This is a genomic window from Paenibacillus sp. FSL H8-0315 (assembly GCF_038005365.1).
GTDB lineage: Bacteria > Bacillota > Bacilli > Paenibacillales > Paenibacillaceae > Paenibacillus_AQ > Paenibacillus_AQ odorifer.
In genome coordinates, this window is record NZ_JBBOTA010000001.1 from 5,792,213 (window position 1) to 5,811,080 (window position 18,868).

11 protein-coding genes are annotated in these 18,868 nt (G+C 43.5%); 10 read left to right on the plus strand and 1 reads right to left on the minus strand.

Annotation, left to right across the window (positions count from 1 at the left end; all coding sequences use genetic code 11):
* Nucleotides 1–126: 126 nt before the first annotated feature.
* From MHB56_RS25085 to MHB56_RS25120, 8 genes are all read left to right on the plus strand, one after another.
* Nucleotides 127–1,965, plus strand: a complete 1,839-nt coding sequence (locus MHB56_RS25085) for a cache domain-containing sensor histidine kinase (RefSeq protein ID WP_175617386.1) — start codon at nt 127–129, stop codon at nt 1,963–1,965.
* Nucleotides 1,940–3,514, plus strand: a complete 1,575-nt coding sequence (locus MHB56_RS25090) for a response regulator transcription factor (protein ID WP_076186496.1) — start codon at nt 1,940–1,942, stop codon at nt 3,512–3,514. The genes MHB56_RS25085 and MHB56_RS25090 overlap by 26 nt, the downstream gene beginning before the upstream one ends.
* 280 nt (nt 3,515–3,794) lie before the next feature.
* A complete protein-coding gene (locus tag MHB56_RS25095; RefSeq protein ID WP_341144132.1) occupies nt 3,795–4,724 on the plus strand; it encodes an ABC transporter permease in 930 nt (309 codons plus the stop codon).
* Between the two features lie 18 nt (nt 4,725–4,742).
* A complete protein-coding gene (locus MHB56_RS25100) occupies nt 4,743–5,666 on the plus strand; it encodes a carbohydrate ABC transporter permease (protein WP_038569957.1) in 924 nt (307 codons plus the stop codon).
* Nucleotides 5,667–5,751: 85 nt separating this feature from the next.
* Nucleotides 5,752–7,269, plus strand: a complete 1,518-nt coding sequence (locus MHB56_RS25105) for an ABC transporter substrate-binding protein (protein ID WP_076129999.1) — start codon at nt 5,752–5,754, stop codon at nt 7,267–7,269.
* A gap of 121 nt (nt 7,270–7,390) precedes the next feature.
* Nucleotides 7,391–8,710, plus strand: coding sequence for a glycoside hydrolase family 125 protein (locus tag MHB56_RS25110; protein ID WP_341144133.1), 1,320 nt, complete (start codon nt 7,391–7,393; stop codon nt 8,708–8,710).
* On the plus strand, nt 8,707–11,859 hold the full coding sequence (locus tag MHB56_RS25115) for a beta-galactosidase (RefSeq protein WP_341144134.1): 3,153 nt from the start codon (nt 8,707–8,709) through the stop codon (nt 11,857–11,859). The genes MHB56_RS25110 and MHB56_RS25115 overlap by 4 nt, the downstream gene beginning before the upstream one ends.
* Nucleotides 11,860–11,904: 45 nt before the next feature.
* The gene (locus MHB56_RS25120; RefSeq protein WP_341144135.1) at nt 11,905–14,658 is read left to right on the plus strand and encodes an alpha-mannosidase; all 2,754 of its coding nucleotides are present in this window, start codon (nt 11,905–11,907) and stop codon (nt 14,656–14,658) included.
* Nucleotides 14,659–14,728: 70 nt separating this feature from the next.
* Here the strand turns inward: MHB56_RS25120 and MHB56_RS25125 are convergent, their stop codons facing one another.
* Nucleotides 14,729–15,166 carry a MarR family transcriptional regulator gene (locus tag MHB56_RS25125; protein ID WP_341144389.1) on the minus strand — a complete coding sequence of 146 codons (438 nt, stop codon included), beginning with the start codon at nt 15,164–15,166 and terminating at the stop codon, nt 14,729–14,731.
* A gap of 257 nt (nt 15,167–15,423) precedes the next feature.
* Between MHB56_RS25125 and uvrA the strand changes: the two genes are divergently transcribed.
* Together uvrA and MHB56_RS25135 are read left to right on the plus strand one after the other, a co-directional pair.
* Complete coding sequence (gene uvrA, locus MHB56_RS25130) at nt 15,424–17,928, plus strand: excinuclease ABC subunit UvrA (RefSeq protein WP_341144136.1); 2,505 nt, start codon at nt 15,424–15,426, stop codon at nt 17,926–17,928.
* 501 nt (nt 17,929–18,429) lie between these two features.
* Nucleotides 18,430–18,561, plus strand: a complete 132-nt coding sequence (locus MHB56_RS25135; protein ID WP_341144137.1) for a hypothetical protein — start codon at nt 18,430–18,432, stop codon at nt 18,559–18,561.
* Nucleotides 18,562–18,868: the final 307 nt, after the last annotated feature.

Sequence of the window (18,868 nt, forward strand, 5' to 3'; positions counted from 1 at the left end):
GTGGAGAGAAAAGTTGGAGCGCTAGAATATATAATTTAAAAAATGCATGCGCTTCCATTGCAGAAAAAGAAGTGTGATGTTAAGCTTCTAATCCTAAAGGTGATATTCAGAAAGAAGGTGGCTTTGTTGAATGTAAAGAAATTTTATCAAAACCATTTGCAGAAAAAACTGTTCAATAAAATTTTAGCTATATACTCTTCGATCATAATAATTACGTTAATTGCCTCATCCATTACCGTATATAAATACTATGAACAGACGATCACTCGCCAACATGTAGATGCCAATCGGGAGGTGCTGGATTATGTAAGTTTGTATATGAATCAGCAGTACGAAAGCATCCAGGTAGCCATCCAGCAAATTTATAGCGATGCCTCTGTTAGTGAGGATTTGTCCTACTTTTTGCAAAATGATTATGGGGATTATCTTAAATACCGTTTAGATCAATATGCAGACATAGGGAGCTCCGTTCCTCATACGTTCGATACTTATTTCAAAACCTATTTGAATCAGAAAAACGGGATTTATGACGTTATTTTATACAGTACAGAGAAAGAATTTTATTATTTATATAAAAATAATACCCGACAATTCTACTTGAGCGACATGGACGGTTCTAAGCAAAAGTTATCCTTACCGAAGAATGGCTGGGTCTCGCATGAAACCAAATTAGTGCTTAAGGAAATAAGAGAAGACAATAACAATTTGTATACAATGACTAGGGAAATTAAAGATCCGATTACACTGAAAACGATCGGGATGCTCATAGTAGATTTTGACGCAGAACTTATTTCAAAATGGCTTGGCACAAAAGTTGCAGAAAATAATGGTCAATTGTTGGTCTTAACCCCAAGCGGTGACGTTATATATGATTCATTGGGAAGGTATATGGGACAGCGATATCCACATCTCGATGCGCTTCATGCGGATGGCTGGACAACACTGGATGGGATCTCCAAGGTTAACTTAAATACAACGAATAGCTCAGGTCTCATTATGGCAGGGATCATTCAGAAGTCACAGGTCAACAACGAAATGAAAACGGTTCGAACTTGGATTATCGGGATTACCACAGCGCTTATTATTACTGCAATGTCTTTTACATACGGAATTATTTTACGTTTTTCTAAAAAAGTGAAGATCATTATCAAATCTATGAAGCGCTTACAGGAAGGTGATTTAAGCACACGTATTCACCTAAATCGAGAAGATGAATTGCAGCTAATTGCCAACAACTTTAACTATATGTGTGAAAGGTTAGAACTCTATATTAATAAAGTGTACATTTCGGAGCTTACGCAGAAAAATGCAGAGCTAGTTGCACTTCAATCGCAGATTAATCCACACTTTTTATATAACACACTTGAGGCGATTAGGATGCGGGCAATTACGCAAGGAGCGAAGGATGTAGGTCAGATGATTTACATTTTATCGACATTATTTCGAACGATGATTAAGAAAAGCATGGTCGTTACAATATCTGATGAGATTGAATACTGCAATTTGTATCTGGAGCTGTTTCAGATTAGACATAAAGATAGGCTCCAAATCATATCACAAATAAGTCCAGTTGCCATGAATTGTTCTATCGTTAAATTGCTCATCCAACCGGTCATTGAAAATTATATTGTTCACGGATTTAGACCTGACCGTTTTGGCAATCTCATCCGTATTGAAGTTACTGAATCTGGCGGGGAAATTCAAATTGCTATAAGTGATAACGGGAATGGAATTACTGCCAGCAAGCTGACAGAGCTACAGCAAATGCTTCAAGTCAGTATGAGAATGGATGAACCTCCTTCTTCGGTAGGCCTATGTAATGTGAATGAACGAATTAAACTTTATTATGGGACTGAATATGGATTAACGATCGCTAGTGAAGTAAATAAAGGAACAATAGTCATCATGAATATACCAGTAGTAAGGGAGAGTACTAATAATGCACAATATACTTATCGTGGATGATGAACCTCTTATTCTTGAAGGATTACGTTCAGTGATTGAATGGGAAAAATATGGATTGAGAATCGCGGGACAAGCGTCTAATGGGGAAGAAGCTTTAGAATTTCTACGCAATCATAATGAAGGGATCGACATATTAATTACTGACATTACGATGCCAAAACTTACGGGACTTGAACTGATTCAGCAAATAAAGGTTTTTGATTCAAAAATGAGGTTTATAATCTTGAGCGGGTATGAGCAATTTGAGTATTTAAAAGCTGGAATGAGTCTAGGCATTGAAAATTATATTCTCAAACCCATTAATATACATGAGTTGGAATCAACCATTGAACAAATTGTTGAAGTGCTGAATCAAGAGGATGTTGAACAATTTCATGCTAAAGATGATTGGCAAGTTCTACGCAATAATATTCTAAACCGCTGGGTAACTGGCAATATAGGCCGGCAGGAGCTACAGCACCGTTCAAAAGTCTTAAATATCTCACTGGACTGTTCATTTTTTACGGTGGCTGCGATTCGGCTTATCACCGAACAGGATGACGATGAGGGCCAGGATAAACTCCATAGGAATCAGCTTATGGATGAATGTTATCGTATCGCTGTGAAATCATTAGAGCAACTTGGAACCGTTATTGTATTTATAGATATGGAAGGTGATCTTGTTCTTATTATTGCTGAGCGGGCTGAAGCTGAGAACAAAGAAGAGCTTTATTGTGTACTGGAGCAAGTGCAATGTGAGATTATGCATGAGTTAGAAAAGTCTGTCTGGATAACGATAGGAAGTAAGGAGCATGCTTTTCAGGAAGTCCCAAATAGTTATAAAAAGGCGAAGAGTTTATATGTTGATCATCTTATGCTACCGGGTTACCCGATTATAGATGTGGAACAACTATCAAAGATGGTTCTGCATGAGGAGAAGCTCGAAATTGATTATGAGGAATTCACCAAATTATTATTATCTGGAGACCGGGAGGCTACGAACCAATTTATCGCAGAAACGTTCGAAAAGCTGTTTGGCTGTGGCATGATTACCCGCATTGATAATTACAACGTAGCGATTGAGTTAATGTTGATTGCTAAGAAAATGGAGAAAAACTCTAATTTTAGTGCCGTGTTTAATCCATTGCTGCGCATACATACTATTGAGCAATTGGTGCACCATGTGCAGGAAAGTGTGAAAGAAACACTGGACCAATTATCATTAGTAAATGATGAGCTCAGTCCGAATATGAGATATATGGTTGATCAAGTAAGCAAACACTATAGAGAAGAGCTATCCCTGAAAACGCTCAGTCAGCGTATGGAAATGCATCCTAATTATTTGGGCCAGCTATTTCAGAAGGAAATGGGCCGTAGTTTCTCTGATTATGTTAATCAATTTCGAATTGAAAAGGCAAGACAATTGCTGCTTCAAACTACGTTACTAACCAACGAAATTGCAGCTGAAGTAGGATATCCGGATCCAGCATATTTCTATCGCCAGTTTAAAAAATCAGTAGGTGTATCGCCGACAGAGCTTCGGAATATGTACAAAAAAGCAAAATCCTAAAATAAAGGAAATGTTCCTGAGTATCACGTTCAAGTACGGGCTTCATGGACGTTGATAACGAGAATGTTTCCTTTTTTTTGCTCAAATTTAAGGGGAAATAGACTTTTTAAATGTCCCTTCTGCTGTGGATCTTTAATTTTTACATCTGATTCTGGAGTTTTTCAACTTTATGAAACCGCTTTTATAGCGCAGAATTAAGGGTAGTTAAAGGGGCGAGGGAAAAAGATCGAAGGGATATATAGGGGTTGTTTGGGGATAGAGAGAAGGGGGATGTGGAATAATGCCTGCATTTTTCAAAAGTTTAATTAAGGATAAAGTACTCTGGTTTATGGTATTACCAGGGACATTATGGTTCCTGATCTTTTGCTACTTACCGATGTTTGGAACAGTAATTGCATTCAAGGATTTCAAGATTCATCGGGATGGATTCTTTGCAAGCGTTTTAAATAGTAAGTGGGTTGGCCTTGAAAATTTTAACTTTTTGTTCTCGACGGAGGACGCCTATATCATTACAAGAAATACGATTCTTTATAGCTTGGCGTTGATCTCTCTCGGTTTAGTTCTTGCGGTGGGCATTGCGATCACCTTAAATGAACTTGTGAACAAACGGATGGCTAAAGTTTATCAAACGGCGATGTTTATGCCTTACTTCCTTTCTTGGGTCATTATTAGTTTCTTTACCTTCAGCTTTCTGAGTGTAGATAAAGGAATATTGAATCAAGTGGTTGTTTACTTCGGAGGCGATCCTATTTCCTGGTATGGGGATACTCGCTTTTGGCCATATATCCTAATTTTCATGGGGATTTGGAAATCAATTGGTTATTCAAGTGTTGTTTACTTAGCGGCTATAGCGGGTATCGACAAGTCCTACTATGAAGCAGCTATGATTGATGGGGCCAGCAAATGGCAGCAGATTAAGTTTATTACACTTCCTTTGCTTAAACCTTTAATGGTAACGCTAACGATTTTAGCGATTGGTGGTATTTTTAGATCGGACTTCGGTTTATTCTATCAAATCCCTCGGGATTCAGGTGTTCTATACTCCGTAACGAATGTTATCGATACTTATATTTATCGCAGCATGAGTACGACAGGTAATCTAGGGATGAGTACAGCAGCGGGTCTATATCAATCGATTGTTGGATTTATCATGGTGCTTGTAACGAATTCTATTGTGAAAAAGATCAGCAAAGAGAATGCGATATTCTAGAAAGGAGTTAGTGACGTTATGGCAGTATTCAAACGTAAGCCAAAAGAAATCGACAACAACGCCATTACTCCTTTATGGAATGTGGTACTCAATATTATAATTGGCATCTTCGCTTTTACTTGTGTGTTTCCGTTCTTGTTTGTCATAGCCATTTCTTTTACAGATGAGAAAGTACTTGCTCTAAATGGATTTAGCTTGTTACCCGAAAAATATAGTTTAGCAGCTTATCAGTTTGTTTTTAACACAGGTGATCAATTGCTTCGTTCCTTTGGTGTTACTTTGATGGTTACTGTACTAGGTACGCTCATTAGTTTATTTCTAATAACAACTTATGCGTATGTTCTCTCTCGAAGATCATTTCGCTATCGTAATTATTTCAGCTTCTTCGCCTTCTTCACGATGTTATTCTCAGGCGGAATGGTTCCCAACTATATCGTGGCTACGCAGTTTTTACATTTGTACAACACGATATGGGCTTTGATATTGCCCATCGCGATGAATGCATTCTTTATTCTAGTAATGCGGACCTTCTTCCAGACTAGCGTACCTGATGCACTCATTGAGGCTGCCAAAATTGATGGGTCTGGTGAGTTTCGGACCTTCCTGCAAATTGTACTTCCAATCTCTTTACCGGGGATTGCAACGATTGGATTGTTCTGTACGCTGGGCTATTGGAATGATTGGTTTAATGCCCTGCTGTATATAGATGATGCGAGTCTTGTTCCACTCCAAGCGATGCTGATGCGAATTCAGAATAATATGGAGTTTGTCATTCAGAACAGTATGCAGATGGGATCAAGCTTTGAGATTGCTGCAACCTTGCCAACAGAAACCGTTCGTATGGCGATGGTTGTACTGGCGACCTTACCTATAGCACTAGCGTATCCGTTCTTCCAAAAGTATTTTGTACAAGGCTTAACCGTGGGCTCTTTAAAGGAGTAACACTACTAAGATGTATTTATTCGAATCGCTAGGACAGGAATCGATATAAATAAAGCGTTCATTAATCTAAAGGGGGAAAATAGAAATGAAAATGAAAAAAGGCTTAACACTCGCTCTTGCAGGGACAATGCTTTTTTCTGGCCTTCTAGCTGGATGTGGTTCGAATAATAATACAAATGCTGCTAAAGAAACAAACAATTCAGCGGCAGCAGGGAATTCAGCAGGGAACACATCAGAATTAAAGCCATATGAGTTGAAGATGTATTTAATTGGTGGACCTCAAAAGGATTTAGATCTTGTCTTAAAAGAAGTTAATAAATATACCCAAGAAAAAATTAACGCGACGTTGAACATTACGATGTTCGATTGGGGCGATTACGATAAGAAGATGCAAGTCATCACCGCTTCCGGTGAGCCTTATGATATTGCCTTTACCTCTTCTTGGACAAATGACTTCCGTCGTAACGCTGCTAATGGGACGTTCTTGGGTCTGAATGATCTGCTAGATAAGTATGGTAAGGAAACGAAAGAAGTTTTGGACCCTCGTTTCTTAGAAGGAACTAAGATTAAAGGTGAGATCTATGGTGTTCCTGTAAATAAGGAGCTTGGACAGCAATGGGTATGGCGCTTCAATAAGAAATATGTTGATAAATATAACATGGACATTTCCAATATCCGTACATTGGATGATCTAGAGCCACTTCTTAAAACGATTAAAGAGAACGAGCCGGCTGATATTACACCTCTAGCTGTTCCTAAAGGCTTTAAACCATTCATGCCATTTGACTATGTACTAGGTGATGAGCTACCTATCGGGGTCTATATGGATTCCACAGATGGCAAGGTTGTTAATATTCTGGAGACACCTGAACTTGCAACATCGTTAGATACGATGCGTAGACTTTACACAGCAGGTTACTTACGCCCAGACGTTGCGACACTTGAAGGTATTGATAACATTAAGACCGGTAAATGGTTTGCCGATCGCGAAATCACACAGCCTTATGCAGAAAAAGGTTGGTCTCGTTCAGCAGGTTATGAAATTGTAACTTCGCCTATGCATGAGCCTTATGTATATACACAGTCCGCCGCAGGTTCGATGCACGCGATTTCCGTAACCTCAGGTGATCCTGAGCGCGCGATGATGTTCTTGAATCTTTTGAATACAGATAAGTACTTACGCAATTTGCTCAACTATGGTATTGAAGGCACTCATTATAAGAAAATCTCCGACAATGTCATTGAAGATCTGCCAGCTATGCAAGATAGCTATGCAATGCCAGGCTTCACACTTGGGAACATGTTACTGACTTATCTGCATGCTGATGACCCTGCTGATAAATGGGATGCTTTCAAGAAGTTTAATGATTCTTCAAAAGAAGCCCCTACCTTCGGTTTTGCATTTGATCCTACACCTGTAAAAACAGAAGTAGCGGCTATCAACAACGTAACTAAAGAATTTATGCCAGCGCTATACACAGGTTCTGTTGATCCTAAAACATATCTGCCAAAAGCAGCGAAGAAATTTAAAGAAGCTGGACTTGATAAAGTCATTGCAGAAGTTCAAAAGCAACTTGATGAGTGGAACCAGACAAAGAAATAAGCTATGAACGTAACACGCCTAAGATTAATCACTAAAGGTAACACAAATAGGATTAGTGGAGACGGGCAGCTATGCTGCCCGTCTCTCTATCTATCCCCATTTATTATGAAGGAGTGAGAATATGGAACAATTCCGACTTCCCACCATCTCTATGCCGAAGCTGCCGCTTCCTCAAGCGGTTCAAGAAGTATTGAACGAAGCAGAGGAGAAGTTAGCTCATCGGCCGAAGCTGTTGCAGCTTTTTAAGAACTGTTTTCCCAATACGCTTGAGACAACGACTAAGCTTATGGATGATGGGACAACGTTTGTAATTACAGGAGATATCCCAGCTTCTTGGTTGCGAGACTCTGTGGAGCAGGTTATGCACTACGTGCCCTTTGCTAAAAACGATCCCGATCTTCAGCGGATTATTGGCGGGTTAATTAAACGTCATATCGAGTATATTCATATCGATCCGTACGCCAATGCGTTTAATGAGACAGCGAATGATTGGCATTGGAGCACTAGCGATATTACGGAAATGTCCCCCTGGGTGTGGGAGCGTAAATTCGAGATCGATTCTCTTTGTTTTTCCATGCGTCTGGCTTATGCCTATTGGAAAGAAACCGGAAAGGCTGATATATTCGACGCCGGATTTAAGGCAGCAATGTTCAAAATATTCAACCTGTTCAAAACTGAACAGCGCCATAGTGAATTATCTCCATACCGCTTTACGCGTAACAATGGGATTCCTGAAGATACACTGCGTAATAACGGTCTAGGTATGCCTGTTAATTACACGGGTATGGTCTGGTCCGGATTCCGCTCGAGTGATGATGCATGCGACTTTCATTACAACATCCCGGGGAATATGTTCGCTGTTGTTGCATTACGTCATATGCAGGAATTCGCTGAATGGGTATTCCGTGATCTAGAATTTCTGGAACAGCTTAAAGCATTAGAAGCTGAGATTGATCACGGAATTCAATTGTATGGTATTTATCGTCATCCGAAGTTCGGTCCAATCTACGCCTACGAGACCGATGGTTATGGCAACTACTGCTTGATGGATGATGCGGGAACACCAGGACTCCTGTCGATTCCTTATCTCGGCTATGTAACCGCAGAGGATCAAATTTATCAGAATACGAGACGATTTGCTCTGAGCAAGGAGAATCCTTTTTATTTTGAAGGAACCGCAGCGAAGGGAATCGGCAGTCCGCATACTCCCAAAGACTACATCTGGCATATGGCATTATCGATGCAAGGTTTGACGGCATCAACTAAGGAAGAAAAGCTGGAGATGCTTGAGATGTTAGAAGCTACAGATGCGGATACTGGCTTTATGCATGAGGGATTCCATGTTGATGATCCGAATACGTTCACTAGAAAATGGTTCGCCTGGTCCAATAGTCTGTTCTCCCAACTTGTCTATAAAACGATGAAGGAAGGACTACTATGACCAGCCCGAGCAGACCTGTCATCATATTTTATGATTCTGATTTTCCAATTTCCAGTCCCATTCCTAGCGATGCGATTACATCTATGAGTGAGTTCGGATCTATTGTAAATGAGAATCTGCTTGCACAAACGCTTCGGGAAACGGAAGGCGGCTGTTTCATCAATCTGCATGCCCCTTATTTCCCGAAAGCGGCCTGGATTGCCATTCTTGAATACCTGCAAAGAGGTGGCGGGCTGATTAGCATTGGAGGCGCACCCTTCAAACAACCTGTTCGTTGGGAAAATGGCCGATGGCATGTCGAAGCGGAGCAGACTTCCTATCATCAGGAGCTGTATATTCATGAGGCACTTCGTGTTGAATGCTCACGCAACCATTCATTGCTTGCCTTGGATGTCATTCCTCTGCTTAAGGGTCAAGAATCTCTTTTTCTAACGAGTGCGGACACATGGAACCTCGTGCCACATACGACAAAGACGAGTGATTTACCACATCAAATGGGCTCGGCAGGTCCGATGAGCACACGGATTTACCCGCTCTTAAAGGGAATTACGTCCGAGGGTCGAGAAACCGCTGCCCCAGTGGTTCTTTGGGAGAATACGATTGGTTTATATGCAGGTTCACGCTGGCTGTTCGTAAATACACCTGCAACAGCTTCTTTTTGGGAGCAAAAAGGTCCTTCCGCGATATCCAATTGGGCTCGTTTCTGCAGCAAGGGTGTTACGGAAATGTGGGTTAAGCCCAATTACGCGTCTTATGAATCAGGAGAACGAGCTTCCCTAACCCTTCAGATTCAGCAGCTTGAACGAGTGAGACCTTCTATGCGAAATGAAGATACATGGAATTTCACAATTCATGTAGAGCATGAATCAGATACCTCTTTGAAGTGGTCTCAGAGTTTGGAAATGAAGGCGAATGCAGAACTAAACATGGTGCGTCTGCCTATTCCTTTGGAGATAAGTAGGGGCCTCTACCAGATTGTCTGTGAAGCAGAAGCCAGTGATGGTGAGGTTCGCATTCTGAGCCAAGGGTTCTGGGGTCATGCTCCTGAGCTGCTGGCAGCAGGCCATCCGGTAACGAGCGGCAGAGATTATTTTATAAAAGATGGGCGTCCGCTACCAGTGGTCGGCATGACTTATATGGCGAGTGATGTGGCACGAAAATTTCTTTTTCTGCCGAACGTCGGAGTTTGGGATCGTGATATGGGCCAGATGCGGAAGGCCGGGATTAACTGGATCCGTACAGGGATCTGGACAGCTTATCGGAATGTGATGCAAGACGATGGACATGTCTCGGAAGAAGTATTGCGGGCGATCGACGCCTTCATCATGACGGCGAAAAAGCATGATCTTCAGGTGACGTTCACGTTTTTCTCCTTCACACCGGAAACGTGGGGAGGGGTGAACCCTTATCTGGACCCACAAAGTGTGGAAGCTCAGAAGCGGTTCATTCGGTCTATTGTATCTTGTCATAAAGATTCTTCGAATGTAGACTGGGATCTTATTAATGAACCGTCGATGTTTGATCCGGACCGTATTTTCTCGGACGGCCCGAGTTCATGCCATGATCGCTTTGAGCGACAAGCTTTTAGGGAATGGCTACAAGAAAGACATGGTGTAATCGAAGTGCTGCAGGAACGCTGGAATATGACGCCCGCACAGCTTCCGGACTTTGCTTCGGCAGGGCTGCCTGAAGCAAAAGAGATGAACTTCGACGTACAAGATATGCACAGTGCTAAGAGGGGGACACGCTGGTTGGATTATTGTTTGTTCTCTATGGAAATGCATAACCGTTGGGTGAAGCAATTATACGATACCATTAAGGAGCAATGTCCAGCTCAGATGGTTACGGTTGGCCAGGATGAGGGACTAGGAGCGCAGCGTCCTTCGCCGTTTTTCTATGAGGAAGCGGTAGATTACACTACTGTGCACTCCTGGTGGTTTAACGACTATTTGATATGGGATGGCATTTTTGCCAAAACCCCCAATAAGCCAAACCTAATTCAGGAGACTGGCGTCATGTATGTAGAAACTCCAGATGGCCGAGCCAAACGTTCAGAACAAGAGCTGCGGAATTTGCTGGAACGCAAATATGCTTACGCTTTTGGAACGGCAGGTGCGGGAGCTATTCACTGGATCTGGAATACGAATTTCTATATGGATAATGCGAATGAGTCCCATATCGGAGCGCTGAGAGCGGATGGAACCGAGAAGCCTGAGGCAGACGTATCTTATGATTTCGGGAAGTTTATAGAAGGTATCCGTGATATATTTGGTAATCGGAAATTGGAAGAGATTGCGGTGGTGTTCCCTTATTCGAATGATTTCTCTAATCGAAAGTTGGCTTTTGCGTCTACAACAGAGCTTACCCGCATTCTGTCTTATGAGCTCAAGATGTCTTTTCGGGGGGCTTCTGAATACCACCTAGATGATTTGGAGAAGAACCCTGCGAAGCTGATTATACTGCCAAGCGCGCATAACTTCGCTGATGCAGCGATGGAACGGTTGTTACATATCGTTGAAGAGACAGGAGCGGTATTGCTTGCCACTGGACCGTTAGGCATTGATGCCTACTGGCGTTCTTCGGATCGGTTGAGTGATATTCTTGGCAAACGTGAATTGCGTAATGTGCGCCGCGAAGAAGTGCTTATGCTTCAAGGTCAAGTACTGCCTGTCTCTTTCGGCCACCGCCGGATAGCTGAGGTGACGAAGGAAACGATCATTCAAAAAAATGGTGGAAGTTCTACTATAGACACTGTCGTGAACCTTCCGCTGGGCAAGGGTCGACTCCTATGGAGTCCACTGCCAGTTGAATTGAGTGAGCGTAGGGATACTACGGCTGCACTTTACCGCTACGCGGTTAATGCTGCTTTTGTGGAACGTGATTTTGAATGGATTAGTGGTGGGGACTTAGCGGGTATCTACGGACGAAAACTGAGCTTTGCTACGGGTGCACTTTTTACCTTCGTGTCGGAATATGCCCAGGATGCAAAGATCGAGGTGAAGGATTCGGCCACTGGCCGAACTTATTCGTTCGTGTTGGAACAGGAACGTTCTGTTCTTTTTGCCACGGATAGTAAAGGAGATTTGCTTGGTGTTTATCGCCCGCAGGAAGTCGAGATTCATGTCAATTATCCACATCTTCTACATTAAGCAACTTGGTAGATAGAACGCATTGCATATAAGGAGGTCTTCACTTTGGAAAGCTCAAAACAATCAATTAGCCCTCAGACAGCCCATATCATTTCCCATACACACTGGGACCGGGAATGGTATCTTCCCTATGAGAAGCATCATGTACGCTTAGTGAAACTGGTTGATGAATTACTGAACCGGTTGGATGAGGATAACGAATTTAAGAGTTTCTATCTGGATGGACAGACGATTATTCTGGAAGATTATCTTCAGGTACGTCCAGAAAATCAAGAGCGGCTACAGAAATATATTACGGAAGGTCGCCTTCTAATAGGACCTTGGTATATTTTGCAGGATGCGTTCCTTACTAGTGGGGAGGCCAATGTTCGTAATATGCAGATTGGCCATCAGGATTCGAAGCGTTACGGGGAACCCTCCAAAATCGGTTATTTTCCGGACACCTTTGGTCTAGTCGGCCAGACTCCACAATTAATGCTGCAATCCGGCATCAATAATTCCTTTTTTGGAAGAGGTGTGAAGCCCACTGGATTCAATAATACGGTGTCGGATGGAGGTTACGAATCCTCATTCTCGGAGCTGATTTGGGAAGGTCCTGATGGATCAAAAGTGCTCGGCATCCTATTTGCCAATTGGTATTCTAACGGAAACGAAGTGCCTGTAAATGAAGCAGAAGCCAAAGTGTTCTGGGAGAAAAAGCTGGCAGATGCGCGGAAGTTTGCCTCTACAGGTGAGCTGCTGTTCATGAATGGTTGTGATCATCAGCCGGCTCAACTGGATTTGCCAGAGGCTATCGAAACTGCGAAGCGGTTGTATCCAGATATGGAGTTCATTCATTCGAACTTTCCTGATTACCTTAAGGCCGTAGAGGGTGTAATGGATCGCAGCAATCTGTCGACTGTAAAGGGCGAACTGCGGAGCCAGCATACCGATGGATGGGGTACGTTAGTGAATACCGCGTCTGCTCGTGTCTATTTGAAACAGAGGAATCAGGAAGGGCAGATCTTGCTTGAAAAGTTGGCCGAGCCACTTGCTTCGTTCGCACATTTACTGGGAAAAGAGTACCCCCATCATCTGTTCACCTATGCATGGAAGACATTAATGCAGAATCATCCACATGATAGTATTTGTGGATGCAGCGTGGATGAGGTACACCGTGAGATGGTCACCCGTTTTGACAAAAGCCGTCATGTGGCAGAGACCATTGTTGAGGATAGTAAACGAGTGATTGCAGAAGCTGTGGATACGTCCGGATTTACCACATATGGTGAAGACGTGCTTCCATTAGTAGCGATGAATATGACGGGTTGGAGTCGCACGGGTACTGTGAGCGTAGAACTTGATGTGGCGCGTCTATATTTGCGAGAAGGGTTCTCTCTGGAAGAAACGGCTAGCCGTATGACTGGAATTGACTTGCACGGTCGTGTGTTAGTAGACGATCAAGGGAATAACATTGCCTGCCAGCTGGAGGACTTGGGGCTTCAGTTTGGTTATGATTTGCCAGATGATAAGTTCCGTCAGCCGTATATGTGCCGCCGGGTAAGACTTACCTTTGAAGTCGTAGAAGTTCCTGCGCTAGGTCTTCGATCATATGCTTGGGTTCGCCGAGCAGATGCAAAACTGCCAATAGCAGCTGAATCTTTGTTATATGGAGATCGGGTGCTGGAAAATGACGTTATCAAGGTAGTCATTAATGATGATGGTTCGTTTATGCTAAGTGACAAAACTAGTGGAATGACCTATCAAGATCTTGGCGTATATGAAAACACCGGGGATATCGGCAATGAATATATGTACAAACAGCCAGAGGCCGAACAAGCTTTGACGACTAAAGGACTGAAGGCTAACATTTGTGTACTGGAAAATACATCGTTTCGCGCCGCTATAGAAATTAAGCATAAATGGGAGATTCCAGCCTCGGCAGATGATAAGCTGGATGAGGAGCAGCGTGCACTGGTTTACTATCCGGAGCGCAAAGCTCAGCGCAGTAGTGACACAGTCATTCTAAAACTTCGTACTGTAATCACCTTGGAGCGGGGCGGAAAGGGATTGCATATCGAAACGACAATAGATAACCAGGCCAAAGATCACCGGATTCGTATACTGTTTCCAACAGATTTGAACGCTGTCACGCATCGTGTAGATTCGATGTTCGAGGTTGCTGAGCGGAATATTGAACCAGCCACAGAATGGAAGAATCCGAGTAACACGCAACATCAGCAAGCCTTTGTTGATGTTAGTGATGGGAAAGCGGGTCTAACCGTCGCTAATTTTGGATTAAATGAATATGAAGTGCTGCGAGATGGGCGTAACACTATTGCGATTACACTGCTACGTTCTGTTGGCGAACTTGGTGACTGGGGGCTATTCCCTACTCCAGAAGCGCAGTGTCTTGGAGAGCACGTTGTTCGTATGGAGCTAATCCCGCACACAGGTGAGGGTATAACTTCTGGTGCTTATGCTGAAGCTTACCAATTCCAGGTTCCGTGGATTGTATGTCAGACAGATGTACATGCAGGTGTGGTTGCGTCGGTGTATACTCCATTCGATTGGGAGAGTAAGGAACTCGCATTTTCTTCACTAAAAATGAACGAGCAGACTGGAGATATACTGATGCGTTGGTACAACATGAGTCAGCAGAACACCAACCTGGCCTTCCATTCGTCTATTCCACAGCAGTATTTCTATAAAACGACGATTCTAGAAGAGGAGAGCCACCCAGTCTCTAGGGATGAGAAAGGTAGCTTTGACTTACTGATCGGTCCATGCGAAATTGTAACGATTGGTATTAGAAAATAAATGAAAAAGGACGGTGTCCAGAGAGTCGTATGACTTTTGGATATCGTCCTTTTTTGTATAAATAAGTATCTTAGGAAGAAGATTTGCTGCGCGCAGTGGATCCAAGATGATCAATCTGCTCTTCCAGAACCGCACTTGCTTGGCCTAAAAACTGCGAAATAAGGGCGAGCTCTTCATCCGTATAAGAAGCTGCGAGCTTAACCATGGCGGTATGGAGCGGTTGGTACGTATTAATGACATCATCTTTATTCTCATATAATGGCACAATAATCACTTTACGGCGGTCATTCGGGTCATTTTGTCTGCGGACATAGCCATTTTTTTCGAGCCGGTCTATTAATGCCGTAACACTGCCTGTGGTCAGACCGGTTAATTTAGACAGTTCTCCGGCAGTGATCGGACCTTTCTCCCGTAGAATATCTATAGATAAGAAATCATTATTGTATAACCCAAGTGAGGCGGCTACATTTTGTTGGTACAATACCGTTCGGTTTCCCAAACTGCGCATAAGCAAGGTGAATTGTTCCTGCTCTGGTGTAGGTTGTTCGTGGCTTGACAAAAGATAACGCTCCTTTTAAAATAATTATATCTTGATAGTCAAGATATTAGATTATAAAGTTATTTGAAAATTTTATGATTTATCAAATACATTCTATCGAAATTAGAAATGTTTTGCAAAATAATTGCAATACAACAACTTTGGGCAACCATATGGATAGAAGATATAACTACGAACCATTGGGTTGAATTGAGAGGGGAATAGATGTGAAAGAGACTATTGTTATTAAAGGTGCAAGAGAGAATAATCTGAAAAATGTCTCGCTCACGATTCCTAAGTATAAGCTAGTTGTCCTGACAGGACCTTCGGGATCAGGGAAATCGACGTTAGCTATGGATACACTTCAGCGGGAATGCCAAAGACAGTATTTGGATTCCATGGGCATGACTTCAGATACGATCAGCAAACCAATGGTGGAATCTATTATTGGACTGTCTCCGTCCATTAGTGTTGGACAACATGTCACCAATCGTAATCCCCGCTCTACAGTTGGGACAGTCACCGACATCTATACGTTTGTCCGGTTTATATTTTCCAGATTAGGCGAGCGGGTTTGCCCTTCCTGTAGTGGCAGCATTCCACCTTCTTTTGAAGCGAGGGGATTGCTGATCGAGGAAGACGAGGAAATACATGGTCAAACGATGGGTTGTCCGCATTGCGGAGCTGAGCTTGAGAAGCTGGGCATGTCACACTTTTCTTTTAATAAGCCGGAGGGAGCTTGTGAAGCCTGCGGTGGTGTTGGATCTGTGGCAACTATAAATGAAGCGGCAGTGTTTAATCCAGAGCTTAGTATGCGTGAGGGTGGGGTGGCCTCGCTGAATGGTGTTCATCGTGATATACAGATGCGTATATTAGTGGCCGCTGGCAAGCATTTTGGTTTTGAGTTTGACCCAGATCAGCCCTTAAAAAATTACGGCGAAATTCAGCGCGACTTGTTATATTACGGAGTGGAAAGTGAGGCGTTTAAGCGCCATTTTCCCAATGTTAAGCCGATTCAAGGCACCAAATTTGAAGGCGTCATTCCTGGTTTGTGGCGGCGATACAAGGAGAAGGAAGGAGAAGCTGGTACACAGGAAAAAGACGGCGGATTTTTTCATGAGCAGCAATGCCCGGAATGTCTTGGCGCTCGCTTAAAAAAAGAAGTTCGTCTCGTTGGGGTAGCTGGCGCATCGATTACGGAGGTATCGGATTGGTCATTAAGTGATGTTTACGAGTGGACGAAAGGCTTGGAGGCGGCTTTGCCCGCCGAGGGATTTCATCTGCTTGAACCCATCCTTCACGATATGCCTACCCGATTAAAACGGATTGTCGATGTTGGTCTTGGTTATCTTTCCATGAACCGTCAGACGGTCTCCCTCTCTGGTGGAGAGGCACAGCGGCTGCGCCTTGCCTCATTGCTGGGGTCTGGTCTGACTGGAGTGTTATACATTCTAGATGAACCGACGACCGGGCTTCATCCACGGGATACTGTTGGCCTCATTCGTGTGCTTCAGGAGCTGCGCGATTTGGGTAATACGGTGCTCGTTATCGAGCATGATATCGAGATGATGCGCGCTGCCGATCATATTATTGATATGGGTCCGGGTGCTGGTCTGGACGGCGGGCAAGTTGTTGGCGAGGGCAGCATTGAGGATTTGATGGCAATCGAGACTTCTGTTACGGGAGCCTATCTTAGAGAAGAGCGTCATAAGACTGCTGCATACGTTCGCCGGAAAGGTGACGGAAAACAAATCACCATCCGACAGGCACAGTACCGGAATATTGATATCCCGGAGGTTTCATTTCCTCTAGGTTGTCTAGTTTCTGTAACTGGGGTTTCGGGTTCAGGCAAGTCGACACTAGTCTTTGATATTCTTGCGCAAGGCAGTGCGAAAGAACATGAGCAAATAGGCTGTGTGGAGATTGCGGGCTTAGATCAGGTTGGAAATATAGTGATCTTTGACCAATCGCCCATGGGTAGAATGTTGCGTTCTAATGTAGCGACATATACAGATGTATTCACACATCTGCGCCAGCTGTTTGCTGCATTGCCGGAGGCGAAAAAAAGAAAACTGACCTCCAAGCATTTTTCCTTTAACACACCGGGTGGACGCTGCGAAACCTGTCAGGGTCTTGGGGTGCTGACTGTAGACATGAATTTCTTACCCGATCTGGAGGTTAAATGCCACGCATGCAAGGGGAGAAGATTTACGGATGAGGTTCTCCAGGTGAAATATGATGGATATTCCATCTCGGATCTGCTGGACATGTCCGTACAGGAAAGCTTGCCGATTCTCAAATCAGAAGCCAAAATGGCGGGGATTATCGAGACATTGTGTGAGGTGGGTCTCGGTTACCTTAAATGGGGACAATCTGTCAAAACCTTATCCGGTGGTGAAGGGCAACGGATTAGACTGGCTAAAGAGCTGAGCAAACCTTCCAAAAACCATACGCTCTATCTGCTCGACGAACCAACAACAGGCCTTCATCCGTCAGACATCAAGCAGCTCCATACCTTATTGAGCAAATTGGTTGATACGGGAAATACCGTCGTAGTTGTGGAGCACAGCTTAGAGTTGATTCGAGAGTCCGACTGGGTGATTGACATTGGCCCTGAAGGTGGCGTTGTGGGCGGTAAGCTTGTAGCTGAAGGTACACCGGAGCAGGTTGCTGAAGTGCGGGAATCCTACACAGGGATGTTCCTGAAACGGATTCTGGTTGAAGGGCTGTAATCAAAAAAGGAGGTGTCCAAAAGCCATGAAAATGGCTAGGACACCTCCTTTTTTTGAACTTAAATCAAACCTCTGCTCCAACGCTAAACTTCGTCTGAACGTTTGAACCAATCCCATTCACGCGTACTTAGCAATTTCGGATTAATTGATGAATTATACTTACGTAGCACTGTAGGATTAACAGATGAATTTGCACGTACGTTACATCTTAGGATTAGCAGATGATCATGAGTCGATGGTGTTTGATCCACAGATGATTAGGATACGGTAGCATCAGACAGCGAATGACCATGCTTCGGCGGCATTGGACTCAGCGGACCTTAAATGCAGGAAAATCCGTCATTTGGAGTATTATCGGACCGCATAGCTCCTATTGGCGGAAAAATCACCGTATAAGAGCCTGTTTCTAAGGAATAGCTGCGCTGGAGTCCGATGGATTGCTGAAAAAGCGATAAATTAGTAAATAGCGTCATTGGAGTCCGAAAGCCTCAGCAGGAGATCATGGTATCAGTAGCAGTAGCAGTAGTGGTAGCGGTAGCAGTAGACCCGGCGAATGATCATACTTCGGCGGTATCGGACTCAGGAGTCCAGCGAATGATCATTCTTCGGCGTATCGGACTCAGCAGACTTTAAATGCAGGAAAATCCGCCATTTGGAGTATTATCGGACCGCATAGCTCCTATTGGCGGAAAAATCACCGTATAAGAGCCTGTTTCTAAGGAATAGCTGCGCTGGAGTCCGATGGATTGCTGAAAAAGCGATAAATTAGTAAATAGCGTCATTGGAGTCCGAAAGCCTCAGCAGGAGATCATGGTAGCAGTAGCAGTAGCAGTAGTGGTAGCGGTAGCAGTAGACCCGGCGAATGATCATACTTCGGCGGTGTCGGACTCAGGAGTCCAGTGAATGATCATACTTGGCGGTATCGGACTCAGCAGACCTT